Raw genomic sequence first — 16,161 nt, forward strand, 5'->3', positions numbered from 1 at the left:
GGTCAAGGGGATGAGGGTCGGCGGCCGGCGCGAGATCATCGTTCCGCCGCGGCTCGGGTACGGCAATCAGTCGCCGACGCCGTCGATCCCGGCGGGCTCGACCCTGGTGTTCGTGGTGGATCTGCTGGACGTGTACTCCCGTACGACGGGGTGGAGCAAGGCTTAGGTCGCGTCGCGATCACGCCGGTGAGGGGCCGGCGAGTCGAATCGCCGCACGGAGCCGGCCCCGCGTGCACCGACCGCGCGGGGCCGACGCCGGCACCTCACGCCCCGATTCGGTCGGTCCTGTCCGACTGCCTCAGGCGGAGTGCCGAGACCAGGAAGAAGACTCCGCCCAGGAAGGCGTAGCCGGCCAGCGCACCCAAGGAGGCGTTCGCCTTCCCTGCCTGGGCCACGAAGGAGGCTCCGGCGAAGGTGGAGATGGCTCCGCTGAGGATCATCGGCCACTGTCCTGCCATGCCGCGTCGGCGTCGCAGGACGCCGACGATCAGCTGGACGGCTCCGGCGGTGATCGCCCAGGCGCCCCAGACGCGCAGGACATCCGGGATGCCCGAGGTGGCCGCCGCGACCAGACCCGCGGCGGTGAGGGCACTGAGCGCGACGTTCGCGTACAGGCCGCGCACCGGCCCCTGGTTGGCCTTGGCGGACCTGATGTCGAGGACCGCGCACGCCACGTCGAACAACGGGTAGATCACCAGCAGTGTGGCGCTGAGGGGGCCCAGGGAATGGGCCGAGGCGAACACGAGGACGGCCCATACCAAGGCGAACGCAAAGCGCAGGAAGTAGAGGCGGCGCAGCGACCCGGTGTCCTCCTTGGCGGGGACAGGGGTGGCAGTGGAGGAAGCCATGGGATGCCCTTTCGGCGAGGGACAAGGCGAAGCGAAGGCTGAGGAGGGAGAACGTTCGGTCTCCCTCCTTCATCTAAGGGGCCCCTCTCCCCACTGTCAAGACCGAACGTTCTCCCTCCCTACCTGCTACCGTGGCCGCCATGAGCACGCGCACAGAAGGCAGGAGCACGTCCGAGGCCCGGGCGCGGCTGCTCGACACGGCGACCCGGATCTTCTACGCCGAGGGCATTCACTCCGTCGGTGTGGACCGGATCATCGCGGAGGCCCAGGTCACTCGCGCCACCCTGTACCGCCACTTCAAGGGGAAGGACGAGTTGATCCTCGCCTACCTCCAGCAGGCCGATCACGGCATCCGGGGACAGGTGGCCGCCATCCGGGCACGGGGACTTCCGGCAGCGGGGACGGTCCGGGCCGTGGGCAGGTCCATCGCCGACGGCATCCAGTCCCCCGGGTTCCGCGGCTGCGCCTTCCTCAACGCGGCGGCCGAGTATCCCGACCCGGCGCACCCCGTCCACCAAGCGGTGCTGGACCACCGGCAGTGGTTCCTGGAAACGGCCACGCAGCTCATGGAGGACGCCGGCTGCGCTCCCGCCGACGTGACCGGGCGGCACTTCGTCATGCTCCGGGACGGCGCCATGGCCGCCGGCTGCCTCTTCGACCCGACGCTGATCTGTACGACGTTCCTGGACGGTGTCGAAGGGATCCTGCACACGGGCGCAGGACCGGCGCCGGAACCCGACTCCCCCGCTCCGCCCTCGACGTGACCGCTCCAGAGGAGGCAGCTCCGGCCGAGCGGCCCGGCGGCGGTACGCCGTCGGGGCTCAGCGCCGGGGCCGCTGCCTCTGCAGCCGGTCGGCGGCGAGGAGTATCTCGTCAGGCGTGCCGAACGGGATGAACACCCAGAACCGGGCGACGAGCCGCTCCTCGTGGTGCACGAGCAACACCTCGTCCTCGAAGACGAGGCGCAGGTCGGCCCACGGGTGGCTCCAGCGCAGCGTGTCACCGTCCCAGTGCTGGATACCGCGGTTGGTGAACCGCAGGAGCAGCGGCGACTCCGCACGCTCCGGGGAACTCTTCGGCCGGTCGAAGGGCAGGAAGACCTTGTAGTCGGTGAGCGTGTACTCGCCCGCCGCGAGCCCCTCGTCGCGAACGGCGACCACCCGGCCGGTCTCGGCGCCCCCGCGGACCTGCCGGGCGCCGAACACGATGCTGAACACCACCACCGACCCAAGGGCCCACCAGAGCCCGAACAGCCCCGAGACGTCCTCGTAGAGTTCCAGCGCCGGGGGCGCCACAGCCACCAGCCCCAGAGCGCCGTACACCCTCCTCTGCCGCCGTACCCGCAGAGCCGTGTCCGCGCCCACCCCACCAGCCATCGCACGTCTCCCCTGTCTCACTCGCCGCACCACGAGAGGGGACGGCCGTTCGCCCGGCGGCGGTTGCGGTCGGCCTCGTCGACCCGTCGGCCGAGGCAGCATCCCTACGAGGGCGGCCACCCCCGCAGCGCCGCGTCGGCCATCGCCTGAAGCTCGTCCTGGCACACCCCACTGGCCGCCTGGACGGCGATGCCATGAGCCAACGCGGTGACATACCGGGCCGACAGCGCCGCATCGGCGCCCGCCGAAAGGTCGCCCTCCGCCACGGCCCGTTCGAACCGCTCCCGAATCCGCAGGTAACCGTCGTTGCGCCATCCGACAAGCAGCTCACGGGCCGGCTGGGCGGACTCGCCCGCGGCCAACGCCCCTTGGATGCCCATGCACCCCCGGGGCCGGGACGGAGCGGTGGTGGTCCGGATGACGCCGGACAGGATCGCGGTGGCCACACCCAGGGAGGTCGGTTCCTTCAGCGCTTCGTCCAGGTAGGCGCTGGGCCCCTCCGTATAGCGCTCCAGGGCCTTGCGGAACAGCTCCTCCTTGTTGCCGAAGGCCGCGTACATGCTCGTGGCCGAGATGCCCATGGCGCTGGTCAGGCGGCCCAGACTCGCGCCCTCGTATCCGTGTTCCCAGAAGACCAGCATGGCGCGTTCGAGGGCCTCACCGGTGTCGAAGCCCCGTGGGCGGCCGCTCGGGCCCTTCTTCTCCGTCTTCACCCGTTCACTCTATCTCTTCTGTAGTGACCGATACGAAAGTGCTAGGCTAGCGTTCTGTATCGATCACTACAGAACATGGAGGGCGACCGACATGGGACTGCTCGAGGGCAAGACCGCTGTGGTCACGGGGGCCAGCGCCGGGATCGGCCTCGCCGGCGCCAAACGGCTGGCAGCCGAGGGCGCGCACGTGTTCATCACCGGGCGGCGGAAGGACGAACTCGACGCGGCCGCCGAGGAGATCGGCCCGGCAGCCACCGCCGTGACCGGTGACATCGCGGACCCGGCCGACCTGGACCGGCTCTATGAGGCCGTCCGCAGGCGGGGGCAGGGACTGGACGTGCTGTTCGCCAACGCCTCCGTGGCCGACCTCGTACCGCTCGAAGAGGTCACCGAGGAGCACTTCGACAAGCTCTTCGGCATCAACGTCCGGGGCACGCTGTTCACCGTCCAGAAGGCGTTGCCCCTGCTCAACGTCGGTGCTTCCGTGATCTTGAACGGCTCCACCAACGTGGACGTCGGCGACGAGGGGCTCGGCGTGTACGCAGCCACCAAGGCCGCCACCCGCTCGCTCGCCCGGACCTGGGCCAACGAACTCAAGGGACGCGGCATCCGGGTCAACACGGTGACGCCGGGCCCGACCGACACCCCGGCCCTTTCGGCGCTCACTCCCGACGCGGAGCGGTTCAAGGAGCAGTTGTCGTCGCGCGTGCCGCTGGGCCGGCTCGGGCGGCCGGAGGAGGTCGCCGCCGCCGTGGCCTTCCTCGCCTCGGACCAGAGCAGCTTTGTCACGGGGTCGAGCCTGTACGTCGACGGTGGTCTCAACCAGATCTGAGCGCCTCCACGGAAAGGCCGACCGATGTCCGACCTGCGCGCGTTCTACGAGCGCTACCTCGGTGCGCTCAACGCCCACGAGTTCGACGGTATGGGCGAGTTCATCGCCGACCGGACCACCCTGAACGGTGAGCCCGCCACCCGGGACGACCTTCTCGCCGTACAGCGGCACGACGTGGACGCGGTGCCCGATCTGCACTGGGAACTCGAGGAGTTGCTCTTCGACGGGGACCGCCTGGCCGCCCGTCTCGTCAACACCGGTACGCCGGTGAAGGAATGGCTCGGCGTGCAACCCACCGGGGCCTCCTTCGAGATCGTCGAGTACGCGATCTATCAGGTCCGCGACGGCCGGTTCGTCCACATGGCGGCGCTGCACGATGCCGCCGGGCTCCGGCGGCAGTTGAGCGGCTGACGGCGGCGACGCACGCATCACTCATGACGGAGGAAGACGTATGACCATCACGCTGATCACCGGCGCCAACAAGGGCATCGGTTTCGAGACCGCCAAGCAGCTTCTCGCCGCGGGCCACACCGTCTACATCGGCGCCCGGGACATCGAGCGCGGCGAGAAGGCCGCGGCCGCGCTCGGGGCACGGTTCGTCCAACTCGACGTGACCGACGACGCGTCGGTCGCCGGCGCGCTGGAGAAGATCGAGGCGGACGAAGGCCGGCTCGACGTCCTGGTGCACAACGCGGGCGTCCTGGGGCTCGGCGAGGTGGACGGCCCCAGCGCCCTGCGCGTGTTCGACACCAACGCGGTGGGGATCGTACGCGTCACCGAGGCCGCCCTGCCCCTGCTGCGCCGGTCCGCCGACCCCACCGTGGTCACCGTCTCCAGCAGCGCCGGTTCGTTCTGGGCCGTGAACAACCCCGAGCGGCCCGAATTCAGCCTGCCGACCTTGCTGTACTCCGCGTCGAAGTCGGCGGCCACGATGCTGACGGTGCAGTACGCCAAGGCCTACCCGGAGATCAAGTTCAACGCGGTCGAGCCGGGCACCACCGCCACGGACATGACCGCGGACTTCGGGATCGGACGGTCCCCGGAGGAGAGCGCGAAGGTTGTCGTCCGCCTGGCGACGCTGGGCGCGGACGGTCCCACGGGGACGCTTCAGGACGAGAGCGGGGAGCTGCCCTGGTAGTCGCCGTGCGTGCCGACCGGTCCGGGTGACACCGGCGCCCTTCCCAGGCACCAGGGTCGCGGGCCCGGCCGACGGATCATGGCCCAGCCCGCCTCCACCGACGACGGCACGCAAAGCCGACCCGCCGCATCCGCCCGGCCCGCTACGGGCGAAGTGTTCCCAGGACACAAGACGGGAGGCGCGGGGTGGAGATCCGGGGCGCACACATCCTCGTCGCCGGGGCGACCGGTGACATCGGCTCGGCGCTGGCCGAGCGGCTGGCCGGGCTCGGAGCGGTGACCGCGCTCGCGGGGCGGGACCCGGACCGGCTGGCCGGGGTGCGCGAGCGGTGCGGGCCCGGCCCCTCGCGGACCTTCGACGCGTGGGACCTCGACGGCGCCGAGGGCACGGCGGCCTGGGCGGCTCGGGAACTGGGCGGACTGGATGCCGTGGTCGTCTGTGTGGGAGTGGCCGCGTTCGGGCCGGTCGGTGAGATCGGGGAAGCGGTCGCGGAACACGTGATGGCGGTGAACGCGCTCGCCCCCATGGCGATCCTGCGCTCCGCCTCGACCCACGTGTCCCCGGGGGGGCTGCTCGCCGCCGTCACGGGCACCGTCGCCCGCTCGGCACCGGCCGGCATGGCGGACTACGCGGCGGCGAAGGCCGCGCTGGCCACTTGGCTGGCGTCGGCTCGCCGGGAGCTGCGGCGCTCCCGGGTGGGGGTGCTGGAGATCTGCCTGCCCCACGTCGGGTCCGGGTTCGCCGGCCGCGCGGTGACCGGGTCCGCTCCGGCCCTGCCACCGGGCATCTCGGTGGCGGAGGCCGTCGACACGATCGTGGAGGGCATGCGTACGGACGTGGGGGTCATGGAACCCGCCGAGTCGAGGCGGGGCAGGTCGTGACAGCGGACGCGTCCGATCACGTGGAGGAGGTCACGCCCCTGCCCCCGCGCCCCCTCTCGCACATCGTCTTCCGGCAATGGTGGCGTGAACTGGTCTTCCTGCACTGGGCCGCCGACCCGGACGAGGTCGCACGGCTGCTGCCCCCGGGCACGTCCCCGGACCTCCACCTGGGCCGCACCTACGTCGGCCTGGTCTTCTTCCGCATGGACCACCTGGCCTTCGGCCGGGCGCCGGCCCTCCCCTACCTGGGCAGCTTCGGCGAGGTGAACGTCCGCCTGTACAGCCGGGACGCCCTCGGGCGGCGTGGAGTGGTGTTCCGCTCCCTGGACTGCGACCGCCTGCTGCCCGTACTGACGGCGCGGGCGGGGTTCGGGCTGCCGTACCGCTGGGCCCGTATCCGCACCCGCCGCACCGACTCCGGGATTGTCTACGACTCCCTCCGGCGCGACGGTTCCGGAGCGGGCGCGCGCGTCCGGGCCGAGGTCTCCCCCGAGCCGTACGAGGCGAACGCGCTGGAGGAGTTCCTCACCTGTCGATGGGGACTGCACGCTCAACTCCGCGGCCTCACCTACTACTTGCCGAACATCCACCCCCGGTGGACGTTCACCCGTGCCGAGCTGACCTCGTACGACGAGACCGTCGTCGCGGCGGCCGGGCTGCGCACCCCACGCGAACATCCCGTCAGCGTGCTCTACGCGCCCGGTGTCCCCGTCCGCTTCGGCCCACCGCTCCGCCTGCCGCGGGGAATCTGAACCCGGCCGGACTCCGCGTCGCTCTCACCCACAGCATTGACGTGAGCACGCCCCAGCACTACGTTGCCACAGCGCCGAGACAACGTTGTCAACCACGCGGAGGTTTCCGGTTCCGCCTCGCTCTCCCCCACTCCCGCAGGAGGCACAGAACGATGTCCTGGATCTCGTTAGGCAGACCCCGGCGTGCGCGTCGGGGTTACGCGACGGCTGCCGCCGTCGCAGGGGCCGCCCTGGTCGGCGCGTACGCGCTGCCCGCGTCGGCGGCGCCGGCACGGGTCGCCGATCTCGTGGCTCATCCGGCCGATCTGGTCAACCCGTTCATCGGTACGTCCAACGACGCCAATGACTTCCCCGGCGCCGACGTGCCCTTCGGCATGGTGCAGTGGAGTCCGGACACCTCGTCGCGGCCGCCGGGCGGGGGGTACGAGTACAAGGACTCCTCGATCACGGGCTTCAGCCTCACGCACATCGCCGGGCCCGGCTGTGGGGCGGCGGGGGACGTGCCGGTGCTGCCGACGGTCGGGGCCGTCGACAACTCGGCCACCGACTCCTTCTCGCACGCCAACGAGTCGGCCACGGCGGGGTCGTACAAGGTCGCGCTGGACAACAAGGTGACCACCGAGCTGACCACCACGACGCGGAGCGGGATGGCGCGGTTCACCTTCCCGGCGACCACACAGGCGAACCTGCTCCTCAAGCTGAACGGCAGCCAGAACGGCGCCAGTTCGACCCAGTTCAACGTGGTGTCCGGCACCGAGGTCAGCGGGCAGGTGACGAGCGGCCGGTTCTGCGGGGCCGGGAACAGCTACACCGTCTACTTCGACATGGTCTTTGACCGGCCCTTCGCCACCAGCGGCAGCTCGCTCGCGGCGCCGAAGCCGGCGCCGAGCACCAAGCGGGCCGGGAAGAACGCGGTGGACCGGCCCAACCACCCGCGCCTGCACGGCACCGCGCCCAAGGCACTCACGGACGACGCGACTCCCAAGGCCGCCGCGTCCAACGCCCATGTCACCTTCGACACCAGTTCCAGCCGGGTCGTGCAGGCCAAGGTGGGCGTCTCCTACGTCTCGGTGGCCAACGCGAGCGCCAACCGCGTGGCGGAGAACCCCGACTGGAACTTCGACGCCGTCCGCACCTCGGCGCACGACGCCTGGGACTCGGCGCTGGGCAAGGTGCTGATCGGCGGCGGGACCTCGGACCAGCAGAAGATCTTCTACACCGCGCTCTACCACTCGCTGCTGCACCCGAATGTCATCAGCGACACGGGCGGCCAGTACTTCGGCTTCGACGGCAGGACGCACACGGTCGACTCCGGCCACCGGGCCGCGTACGCCAACTACTCCGGCTGGGACATCTACCGCTCCCAGGCCCAGCTGGAGGCGCTGGTCAGCCCCCAAGTGGCCTCCGACACCGCCCAGTCGATGGTCGACGACTACCAGCAGACCGGGATCTTCCCCAAGTGGTCGGAGAACAACGGCGAGTCCTACGTCATGGTCGGTGACCCGGCCGCCGCGATCATCGCCGACTACTACGCCTTCGGCGCGCGGAACTTCGACACCTCGGCGGCCCTGGCCGGTCTGCTGAAGCAGGCCGGTACCGCCAACAATGACCGGCCGGGCCTCAATTACCTCGACAGTCCGGGATACGAGCCCCACGACGGCAGCTACGGGTGCTGCAACTTCTACGGCCCCGTCGCCACCACCCTGGAGTACGACACCGCCGACTTCGCCCTCTCCGCCTTCGCCGGTGCCCTGGGCGACACCGGGAGCCAGAAGACGTACGCGCACCGGGCGCAGGACTGGCGCAACGTGCTCAACCCCGCCTCCGGTTTCGTCCAGCCGCGCAACCTGAACGGGACCTGGACCGGCGGGTTCGACCCGACCAGCGGGACGGACATGGTGGAGGCCGACTCCTGGATCTACACCGGCATGGTGCCGTTCGACGTGGCCGGGCTCGCCACCGCCAAGGGCGGTGACAAGGTGATGGGCGACTACCTGGACACCGTGCTGCGCAGTTACACCGGCGCCAACGGCTACGCGTGGGTCGGCAACGAGCCGAGCATCGAACTCCCCTGGGAGTACGACTACATCGGCATGCCGTACAAGACCCAGGCGACGGTACGGGCGGTGCAGGACCAGATCTGGTCCAACTCCCCCGCCGGTCTGGCGGACGGCAACGACGACCTGGGGGCGATGAGTGCCTGGTACGTCTGGTCGGCGCTCGGCATGTTCCCGATGACGCCGGGCACGGCCGATCTCGCCCTCGGTTCACCGCTGTTCCCGCAGGCGCAGGTCACTCTGCCCTCGGGCAGGACGTTCACGATCAACGGCTCCGGCGCGGCGGACAACGCTCCCTACGTCCAGTCCGCGACCTTCAACGGCTCGGCGTGGAACAACGCCTACGCTCCGGCCTCCGCCCTCACTTCGGGCGGCACCCTCGGTTTCACCCTGGGCACCACGGCCAACACCGGCTGGGCCGCCGGGACGTCCGCCGCTCCCCCGTCCTACCCCGGCGACACCTCCGCCCCCGCCAGGCCACGGGTGGGTCCGGTGAAGTCCGGTGTCGGTTCCTCCCTCTGCGTGGACGACGCCAACTCCGGGACGGCGGACCACACGGCGATCCAGCTGTGGACCTGCAACGGTACATACGCCCAGGACTGGACGGTCGCCTCGGACGGCACCCTGCGCACGCTCGGCAAGTGCCTCGACGTGACGAACAGCGGGACGGCCAACGGCACCCTCGTCCAGCTCTACGCCTGCAACGGCACCGGCGCGCAGAAGTGGACGGCCGGCTCGGACGGCTCGCTGAAGAACGCCAACTCCGGTCTGTGCCTGGACGATCCCAACTCCGCCACGGCGGAGGGCACCCGGCTGCAGATCTACGCCTGCAACGGGTCGGCGGCCCAGAAGTGGACGCTTCCGGCGGCCTGAGCACCCGCGTGCGGTCCCGTCCTCGGGCGGGACCGCACCCAGGCGTGCAAGGGGCAGGCGGCGGCCCACAGGTGGAAGGTGCGCGGAACCGGATCATGACGGTTGTCCCGCTCCGATCCCGTTGAACGTAGCCAGTGTTTGGGAAGTGGCCCTGGCGTCGAACGCGACGGCGCAGTCAGGATCGTGAGTCATGCGGGCCCCGCCAGGGCGACTCCGACAGTGTTCGGCAGTTCAGCAGTTCGGCAGACCAGCTGAGGCTCGCGGGTGAGGATGGGCAGTCGTGATCAAAATTGGTTCGTTGCGCGAGGAGGATCGCGCCGCCTGGGAAGTGCTGGCGCGCGGTTACAAGGCGTTCTACCGCACCGCGGTGCCGGACGAGGGCTACGAGGAGACTTGGCAGCGGCTACGGGGCGACACCCAGTTCCACGGCATCGGCGCCTGGTCGAAAGGGAAGCTGGTCGGCATCGCGCACTATCTGTTCCACCCGACGTTCTGGATGGAAGACAGCTGCTACCTCCAGGACCTCTTCGTCGACGAGGCGGCACGCGGCCGAGGCGCGGCGCGGATGCTGATCGAGAAGGTGGCCGATGCATCGCGGGAGCGGGGGGCATCCCGCTTCTACTGGACCACTCAGGAGGACAACACCGCCGCCCGCGCACTGTACGACAAGGTGGCGAGCTTCAAGGGGTTCATACGCTACGACTACCCCATTGACTTGCGACCTGGAGGAAGTGCTGGCGGGGCCGGTCGGCAGTGACGTGAGAAGGGCCGTGCGGGTTAGGTGAGTTGTGAAGCTGACCTGGGCCCGCACGGCCTGCTCCCATCCTCCCCTGTCTGGTGTCTCCCGCGCACACTTCGGCGAGTTGTTCGCCGAACTCGCCGACCCGTGGGAGGCGGCCCGACAGTCCACGCTGCGCGAGGCGCGGGGTGGTGAACGCAAGCGGGCGGCCGGGGCAGGACGCAAGCCGAAGCTGGTTCTTCACGACAGGTTGCTTCTCACGCTGGTACACCTGCGCCATCAGCTGCCGCACGAGGTCCTGGCCGAGCCGATACCCAGGTCGGACGCCCGCAGACGGCCCGCGCCGGACGCCGGGCCTTCCTCTCTGGCAAGCGGAAGCAGAACACGATCAAGACCACCACGTTCAGCGACGGACAGGGCCGGATGCTGCTGTCCGGGGTCGTACGGCCCGGCCGGATGCACGACCAGACCGCCGTGCGCACTGAGGGCATCGCCGAGCAGTTCAGGCTTCACCCGTCGGTGACGTCCCAGGCCGACGCCGGGTAGGCCGGGCTGGCCAAGGAGTTCCCCGGCCAGGTCACCGTCCCGCCGAGGAAGCCGAAGGACGACGCGTGTGACGGCGAGAAACGGGCCTGGCACGAGGCACGGCGGCGACAGTCCTCAGGCCGGATCTGCATCGAGCACACCAACGCCGAGCTGCGGCAATGGGCGCCCCCGCGACGCTTCACCGGGTGCCGTGACACCTACGCCGAGACCCATCTGGCGATCGCCGGCCTGGTCTCCGACCGCTCCGCGCCGTCAGGCCAACATGTCCGGACTCCAATTACCTCCGGGGTCGTTAGAGGAGATCAAGCCAAGTTTGATGCATAGTCAACGACGCCTACCCGCGGTTACCGAGAGAGATTCAGGCAAGACACCCGAACATACTCGCGCAATCCGGTCACATGACCGACAGAGCCGGGGGTCCGTTTTCCGGACGCCCGGCCCTGTCGCGGCTTTGCATCACGGCGCGTCTCGAAGAGCATGGGCGTGACGCCCCAAGTCACCTGATGTCGCTGAGCACTCCGCTGACGTTGAGCACCTCATGGCACTCCTGGGCCCGCCTGCCGGTGGCGGGGGTGCCCGGCTTGGCACAGGTGACCTGGGCGGTGACCGTGTCGTTCGCGGCGATCCTGATGGGGGTGACCCAGTGATAATCCTGGTTGCGGAAGGTCTCCAGCGCGATCGTCGTGATCTTCCGGTCACCGAAGTTGATGGTCAGCACCCCCTCGTCGCCCTGGAAGTTGGCCACGACGATGTCGGTGACCTGGAACACCTTGTCCGCGGGGACCGTGTAGGTGCCGGTCTTCTCCGCGCCGCCGCCCGTCTGCACGTCGATGGTGGCCGAGCTCTGGCCGCCACCGCCGCCGGCCGAGCCGCCACCTCCGCCGTCGCCGGTTCCGGTCCCGGTGCCCGTACCGGTGCCGCCGCCCGTGCCCGGACGGCTGCCCGCGCCACCAGTGCCGGTGCCGGGCTGCCCGCCGTCGGTTCCCGTGCCCTGGCCGGCCTGCTCGCTGCCGCCGGGGGTGGGCCGCTGCTGGACGACCTCGTCGGCCGCCTCCTTGGCCGCGCTGCGCACGGCGGGCCGTACCAGGGTGAACCAGGCGAGGAGCAGGGCGATCAGCGCGGCGAGCACCGCGAGCAGCCACTTGGGGAAGACCGGGATCTGGACGAACTCGGCGTCCAGCGGGGTGCGGATCGCGTCGGCGGGCTCCGGCAGGGGCGCGTCCGGTGCCGCCGTCTCGGCGACGGTGACCGTGAACGGCCAGATGACGGGGGCGCCGAACCACACCGGCTTGCCGATACGGGCCCGCAGACCCACTTCCGCCGACTCGCCGGGCTCCAGCGTCTGTTCGGCGGGCTTGAGGGTGAAGCGCAGTTCCTCGCCGGGCTGGGCGGGCGTGAAGCCCAGCGTGACCGGGGTGTTGCCCTCGTTGCGCAGCGCCAGCCGGTAGCGGCCGCGCAGCCAGCCCCGGCGGCGACGCGGGGCGATCTCGGCGCGCAGTTCCCGGAACTCCTCGACCCGTACGGTCGACTCGGGCACCCGTACCGCCTCAGGGTGCTCGGTGGGCAGCACGCGTACGGCGAGCGGCACCTCACCGGCGCGGACCTCGGGGGACCTCGGGGGTTCGAGGCGGATGGTCACCGTCTCGGAGGTGCCCGGATACAGGGACACGCGAGCGGGCTCCACCGTGGCCCAGGCCGCGCAGTCGCCGACCACCTCGAGGCCGTATGCCTCGACGATGTCGCTGTCGTTGCGGACGGTCAGGGTGGTCGTGGCGAGCCCGCCGGGCGTCACCGACACCGCGGGGATGTCGGAACCGGGCGCGCCGGGGCTGGGGGTGGGTGCTGGAGACGTCACCCGGTGACCGTATGACGCGGCCCCTTCCCTTCGGAGAGGCGCGAGGGCAAGCCCGCGGGCAGTCCTCGTGCCCCGGACAGCGCTCCTCTACTCCCCTTCGGATAGCGCCAGTTGACCTTCGAAGACCGTGCGCGGGCCGACTTCCGCCGCTCGGTCCCGCACGTAGCTCCACCGGCGCGTCGCACCACCCCCCACAACGTTCGATGGAAACAGGACTCATGACCACGAGCTGCCCTCAGGCCAACCATCCCGCTCCCGCCGCCCACACCGCACCCTGGACCACCTCGGCCCGACGACCCGAGCGGGTCTCCGTCACCGTCTACGCCCCCGACCCCGTCCTCTACGTCGGCATCGTGCACCAGCTGCGTCAGCGCCCCGAGATCGAGTTCGTGGAGGCCGGGGCGGCCGACAGCGCCCAGGTCTCGCTGATCACCGTCGACACGGTGGACGACGAGACGTCGGCGCTGCTCAACCGGCTGCGCCACAACTCCGCGACCCGCACCGGCCTGGTCGTCGGCACCTTCGAGTCGGGTGACGCTCTCCAGCGCGCCATAGACAACGGGGTCGCCGCGGTGCTCCGCCGCGCCGAGGCCGACCAGGACCGGCTGCTGCGCCTGGTCCTCGCCATAGCCAACGGCGAGGGCATGCTGCCCGGGGATCTGCTCGCCAAACTCCTCACCCACGTGGGCAGCATGCAGCGCTCCTCCCCGCTCGACCCGCGGGCGGCGTCGCTGTCCACCCTGGCGCCCCGCGAGACGGAGATGCTGCGACTGGTGGCGGAGGGCCTGGACACCGGGGAGATCGCCCGGAAGACCTCGTACTCCGAGCGGACCGTGAAGAACGTGCTGCACGAGGTGATCACCCGGCTGCAGCTCCGCAACCGGGCCCACGCGGTCGGCTACGCCCTGCGCAACGGCTTGATCTGACCGGTGTACTGACCACCGGCTGTCGACACACTGCCCGAAAGCCCCTCCGCCGCTTCCCCCGGGAGCGTCCCGCCGGCCCTGCCGCACCAGGGACGGTGACGCCCAGGATGGCGGGCGGTTGTGCGAAAGCGGAGTGCGGACGGTGAGGTGGGCCCGTGACGGGCACGGACAAGGCCGGCGGGTGGCGGTACCCGCTGGAGCGGATCGGCCTGGCGTTGTTGCTGCTGGTCCCCCTGTTGGCGGTGACGGCGGCCGCCGGTCCCGGTACGGCGAAGGCCCGCCCCCGAGCCGGTGACGACGGAGTGACCCGGATCGCCTTCGCGGGTACCCGGCACCGCAGCCTGGGCCGGGTGGCGACGACGAAGTCGAGCACCCCGCTGTTCGGGGAGGGCGCGACCCACTACGACGTGGAACCCTCGGCGCTGGGCGACCGGCTGGTGTTCGCCAGCCGCCGGGACGAGCGGAACCCGCAGATCTACCTCCGGGCCGCCGACGGTTCCGTGACCAAGCTGACCAGCGGCCGGGACGCGGCACACCCGCGGCTGACGCCGGACGGCCGGTCGGTCGTCTTCGACTCGGCCGAGCCCGGCGGCGCCGGCGGCGCCACCCAGCGCGACCTGTGGCTGGTGCGCACCGACGGCACGGGCCTGACCCGGCTGACCGACACCCCGGCCGACGAGGAATGCCCGACGGTGTCGCCGGACGGTCAGCGGCTCGCGTACTCCAGTGACGCCGATCCCCTGGTGGGCCGGCAGGTCTACGTCCGCCCGCTCCGGGGCGGCACCGCGAACCGCGTCACCGATCCGGCGAACGGCACGGCGAGCGAGCCTGCGTGGAACCCGCTGGACACCGCCGAGAAGCGCGACATCATCGCCTACACGGCCACCACCGCCGACGGCCCCAAGCTGCGCTACGTCTACGCGAGTTCGGGTGACGGCGGTCCGCTGCTGGGCGCCACGGAGGCAGGCTGGCGTACCCATGGGGCAGCCTGGTTGCCCGACGGGAACCAGTTGCTGTTCCTCAGCCCGGACCGCGACTGCACCTGCGAGGGCGACTTCGACCATGTCTTCAGGACGGTCGTCCACTCCGACGACGACGGCAACCGGTCGCTCGTCCTGACCGAGGACCGCGAGGTCGGCACGGTCACCTGGCTCGGGCCGGTGGACGGCGGCGGGGCCGTGGTGGACCGCACCACCGCCGCCGGACCCCATGTGGTGACCCTCCAGGACGCCCGCGCGGACGGCTCGGACCCCCGTGACCTGGGTCTGACCATCCTCAAGGAAGACCCGGCGGCCGACACCAACACCGATCCGGCGAAGGACCCGCTGTTCCAGCCGGCGGCCGGGTCCGACCCGTGGACCGAGCGGCAGAACTACACCCCGGACGGGCGGCAGATCGTGCTGACCCGGTTCGAGGACTCCGACGCCGGACGCATCGAGCGGATCTGGCTGGCCGACGCCGACGGCTCCAACCCGCGCCTCCTGCCGCTGGCCGGGCGCGGCCCGAAGGACTGGGACACCGACCCGACCTTCTCCCCCGACGGCAAGTCCCTGGCCTTCCGGCGTACTTCGCCCGGCGGTACCGGTGACGCGGCAGGGCCGGGCCGGGTGCTCATCGCGGACGTGGCCACCGGCGCGCTCCGGGGCACGATCACCCCGCCGGCCGGGCAGGCGCAGGGCACCGACGCCCAGCCGACCTGGTCCTCGGACGGCACCCGCCTCGCCTTCACCCGTACGCAGGTCATCGGCGGCGGCAGCGGCAACAAGCACATCTGGACCGTCCCGGTCGACCACCTCGACCAGCAGCGCGATCTCAGCTCCGCCAACTGCCCCGGCGCCTGCGACGTCATCGACGACAGCCCGGCCTTCTCTCCCGACGGACAGACCATCGCCTTCAACCGCAAGGCCGGTGGCGGCCGGGTCGACCAGCAGGGCGGCCTTCTGCTCACCTCGGTGTCGGGCGACGACTGCCGGGTGCTGCTGCCCGCCGCCGGCCGCGGTCTGCCGGGCGCGTGCCGCCGGGAACTGCCGGACGCCTCGGCCACGGGTCCGTTCCAGCCGCGTGACGCCGCCTGGACGGCGGACGGCACCGGCCTGGTGTTCAGCTCGCGTGCCCAGCTCGCGGCGAACAGCCCGGAGAAGCTGAGCCGGGTGGACGTGGAGTCGGGTTCCCTCACCCCGCTCACCACCGCGCTGGGGGGCCGCCAGAAGGAGCCCTCGGTGCAGCAGTCCGTGGACCTGGCCGTACAGGCCCCGGACACCTCGGGGCAGGTCGTCGTCGGCCGTACCGGCACCGTCCGCGTCGACGTCGTGAACCAGGGGCCCGCGGCCTCGCCCGGCACCCGGTTCACCGTGGCGCCGCCCCTGGGGGCGACCGTCACCGGGCTGACCGCGCCCGGCCGGAACTGCGACGTGCGCGGGCTCACCTGCGACCTCGGCGTGGTGCCGCCCGGCGCCACCGTCCCGGTGACCGTCACCGTCACCGGGGTCACGCCCGGCGACCAGCCGGTGGACTGGTCGGTGACCGGCGCCGTGATCGACCCCGACCCGAGCGACAACACCGACCGCACGGTGGTCCCGGTGCGCGAGGCACCCGCGCCGCCCGACCCGACCCCGACGCCGACAC

Annotated in this window: 15 protein-coding genes and 2 pseudogenes; 13 read left to right on the forward strand and 4 right to left on the reverse strand. The window is 71.1% G+C overall.

The genetic code is table 11. From position 1 onward, the window contains the following. Positions 1-166, forward strand: a 166-nt coding sequence (locus CCN33_RS01930; protein ID WP_208621633.1) for an FKBP-type peptidyl-prolyl cis-trans isomerase, incomplete at its 5' end; no start/stop codon positions are given. Positions 167-263: 97 nt separating this feature from the next. On the opposite strand, the gene CCN33_RS01935 is transcribed toward CCN33_RS01930, so the two are convergent. Then, positions 264-848, reverse strand: a complete 585-nt coding sequence (locus CCN33_RS01935) for a hypothetical protein (protein WP_086690396.1) — start codon at positions 846-848, stop codon at positions 264-266. 140 nt (positions 849-988) lie between these two features. Here CCN33_RS01935 and CCN33_RS01940 point away from each other — a divergent pair, with 140 nt between their 5' ends. Next, positions 989-1,612 (forward strand): TetR/AcrR family transcriptional regulator, encoded by a 624-nt coding sequence (locus tag CCN33_RS01940; protein ID WP_086690398.1) that lies wholly within the window; start codon positions 989-991, stop codon positions 1,610-1,612. Between the two features lie 57 nt (positions 1,613-1,669). Here CCN33_RS01940 and CCN33_RS01945 read toward each other — a convergent pair whose 3' ends face one another. Together CCN33_RS01945 and CCN33_RS01950 are read right to left on the reverse strand one after the other, a co-directional pair. Next, a complete protein-coding gene (locus tag CCN33_RS01945; protein ID WP_140394448.1) occupies positions 1,670-2,224 on the reverse strand; it encodes a hypothetical protein in 555 nt (184 codons plus the stop codon). A 104-nt stretch (positions 2,225-2,328) separates the two neighbouring features. Further along, entirely contained in the window at positions 2,329-2,937 is a 609-nt protein-coding gene (locus tag CCN33_RS01950) for a TetR/AcrR family transcriptional regulator (protein ID WP_244173557.1), read from the reverse strand. A 91-nt stretch (positions 2,938-3,028) separates the two neighbouring features. Between CCN33_RS01950 and CCN33_RS01955 the strand changes: the two genes are divergently transcribed. The 9 genes and pseudogenes from CCN33_RS01955 to CCN33_RS32660 all read left to right on the forward strand — a co-directional run. Further along, positions 3,029-3,769 carry an SDR family NAD(P)-dependent oxidoreductase gene (locus CCN33_RS01955; RefSeq protein WP_086690402.1) on the forward strand — a complete coding sequence of 247 codons (741 nt, stop codon included), beginning with the start codon at positions 3,029-3,031 and terminating at the stop codon, positions 3,767-3,769. A 24-nt stretch (positions 3,770-3,793) separates the two neighbouring features. Then, positions 3,794-4,180 carry an ester cyclase gene (locus tag CCN33_RS01960; RefSeq protein ID WP_086690404.1) on the forward strand — a complete coding sequence of 129 codons (387 nt, stop codon included), beginning with the start codon at positions 3,794-3,796 and terminating at the stop codon, positions 4,178-4,180. A gap of 40 nt (positions 4,181-4,220) precedes the next feature. Next, complete coding sequence (locus tag CCN33_RS01965; RefSeq protein WP_086690406.1) at positions 4,221-4,907, forward strand: SDR family NAD(P)-dependent oxidoreductase; 687 nt, start codon at positions 4,221-4,223, stop codon at positions 4,905-4,907. Between the two features lie 185 nt (positions 4,908-5,092). Then, complete coding sequence (locus tag CCN33_RS01970) at positions 5,093-5,788, forward strand: SDR family NAD(P)-dependent oxidoreductase (RefSeq protein WP_086690408.1); 696 nt, start codon at positions 5,093-5,095, stop codon at positions 5,786-5,788. After that, a complete protein-coding gene (locus CCN33_RS01975) occupies positions 5,785-6,540 on the forward strand; it encodes a YqjF family protein (RefSeq protein ID WP_244173559.1) in 756 nt (251 codons plus the stop codon). Before CCN33_RS01970 ends, CCN33_RS01975 begins: the two co-directional genes overlap by 4 nt. 152 nt (positions 6,541-6,692) lie before the next feature. Then, positions 6,693-9,470 (forward strand): lectin, encoded by a 2,778-nt coding sequence (locus CCN33_RS01980; RefSeq protein WP_244173560.1) that lies wholly within the window; start codon positions 6,693-6,695, stop codon positions 9,468-9,470. Between the two features lie 280 nt (positions 9,471-9,750). Beyond that, positions 9,751-10,227: a GNAT family N-acetyltransferase gene (locus CCN33_RS01985; protein ID WP_086690410.1), complete on the forward strand. Its 477-nt coding sequence runs from the start codon at positions 9,751-9,753 to the stop codon at positions 10,225-10,227. A gap of 31 nt (positions 10,228-10,258) precedes the next feature. Then, positions 10,259-10,480: pseudogene (locus tag CCN33_RS33695) on the forward strand (transposase family protein); the annotation flags it as partial. 113 nt (positions 10,481-10,593) lie between these two features. Beyond that, positions 10,594-10,755: pseudogene (locus tag CCN33_RS32660) on the forward strand (transposase family protein); the annotation flags it as partial. 496 nt (positions 10,756-11,251) lie between these two features. Here the strand turns inward: CCN33_RS32660 and CCN33_RS31785 are convergent. After that, on the reverse strand, positions 11,252-12,610 hold the full coding sequence (locus CCN33_RS31785; protein ID WP_244173562.1) for a COG1470 family protein: 1,359 nt from the start codon (positions 12,608-12,610) through the stop codon (positions 11,252-11,254). Between the two features lie 218 nt (positions 12,611-12,828). Between CCN33_RS31785 and CCN33_RS02000 the strand changes: the two genes are divergently transcribed. Both CCN33_RS02000 and CCN33_RS02005 read left to right on the forward strand, forming a co-directional pair. Further along, the gene (locus CCN33_RS02000) at positions 12,829-13,536 is read left to right on the forward strand and encodes a response regulator transcription factor (protein WP_086690412.1); all 708 of its coding nucleotides are present in this window, start codon (positions 12,829-12,831) and stop codon (positions 13,534-13,536) included. A 155-nt stretch (positions 13,537-13,691) separates the two neighbouring features. Continuing rightward, a partial coding sequence (locus CCN33_RS02005; protein WP_244173564.1) for a hypothetical protein occupies positions 13,692-16,161 on the forward strand: 2,470 nt, incomplete at its 3' end.

The sequence above is a fragment of the Streptomyces recifensis genome, assembly GCF_002154615.1.
GTDB classification, from domain to species: Bacteria; Actinomycetota; Actinomycetes; order Streptomycetales; family Streptomycetaceae; genus Streptomyces; species Streptomyces griseoluteus.

Coding starts and splice junctions, on each gene's coding strand:
- CCN33_RS01940 (WP_086690398.1), top strand. CDS start 989: ATGAGCACGCGCACAGAAGGCAGGAGCACGTCCGAGGCCCGGGCGCGG.
- CCN33_RS01935 (WP_086690396.1), bottom strand. CDS start 848: ATGGCTTCCTCCACTGCCACCCCTGTCCCCGCCAAGGAGGACACCGGG.
- CCN33_RS01980 (WP_244173560.1), top strand. CDS start 6,693: ATGTCCTGGATCTCGTTAGGCAGACCCCGGCGTGCGCGTCGGGGTTAC.
- CCN33_RS01955 (WP_086690402.1), top strand. CDS start 3,029: ATGGGACTGCTCGAGGGCAAGACCGCTGTGGTCACGGGGGCCAGCGCC.
- CCN33_RS02000 (WP_086690412.1), top strand. CDS start 12,829: ATGACCACGAGCTGCCCTCAGGCCAACCATCCCGCTCCCGCCGCCCAC.
- CCN33_RS01965 (WP_086690406.1), top strand. CDS start 4,221: ATGACCATCACGCTGATCACCGGCGCCAACAAGGGCATCGGTTTCGAG.
- CCN33_RS01945 (WP_140394448.1), bottom strand. CDS start 2,224: ATGGCTGGTGGGGTGGGCGCGGACACGGCTCTGCGGGTACGGCGGCAG.
- CCN33_RS01960 (WP_086690404.1), top strand. CDS start 3,794: ATGTCCGACCTGCGCGCGTTCTACGAGCGCTACCTCGGTGCGCTCAAC.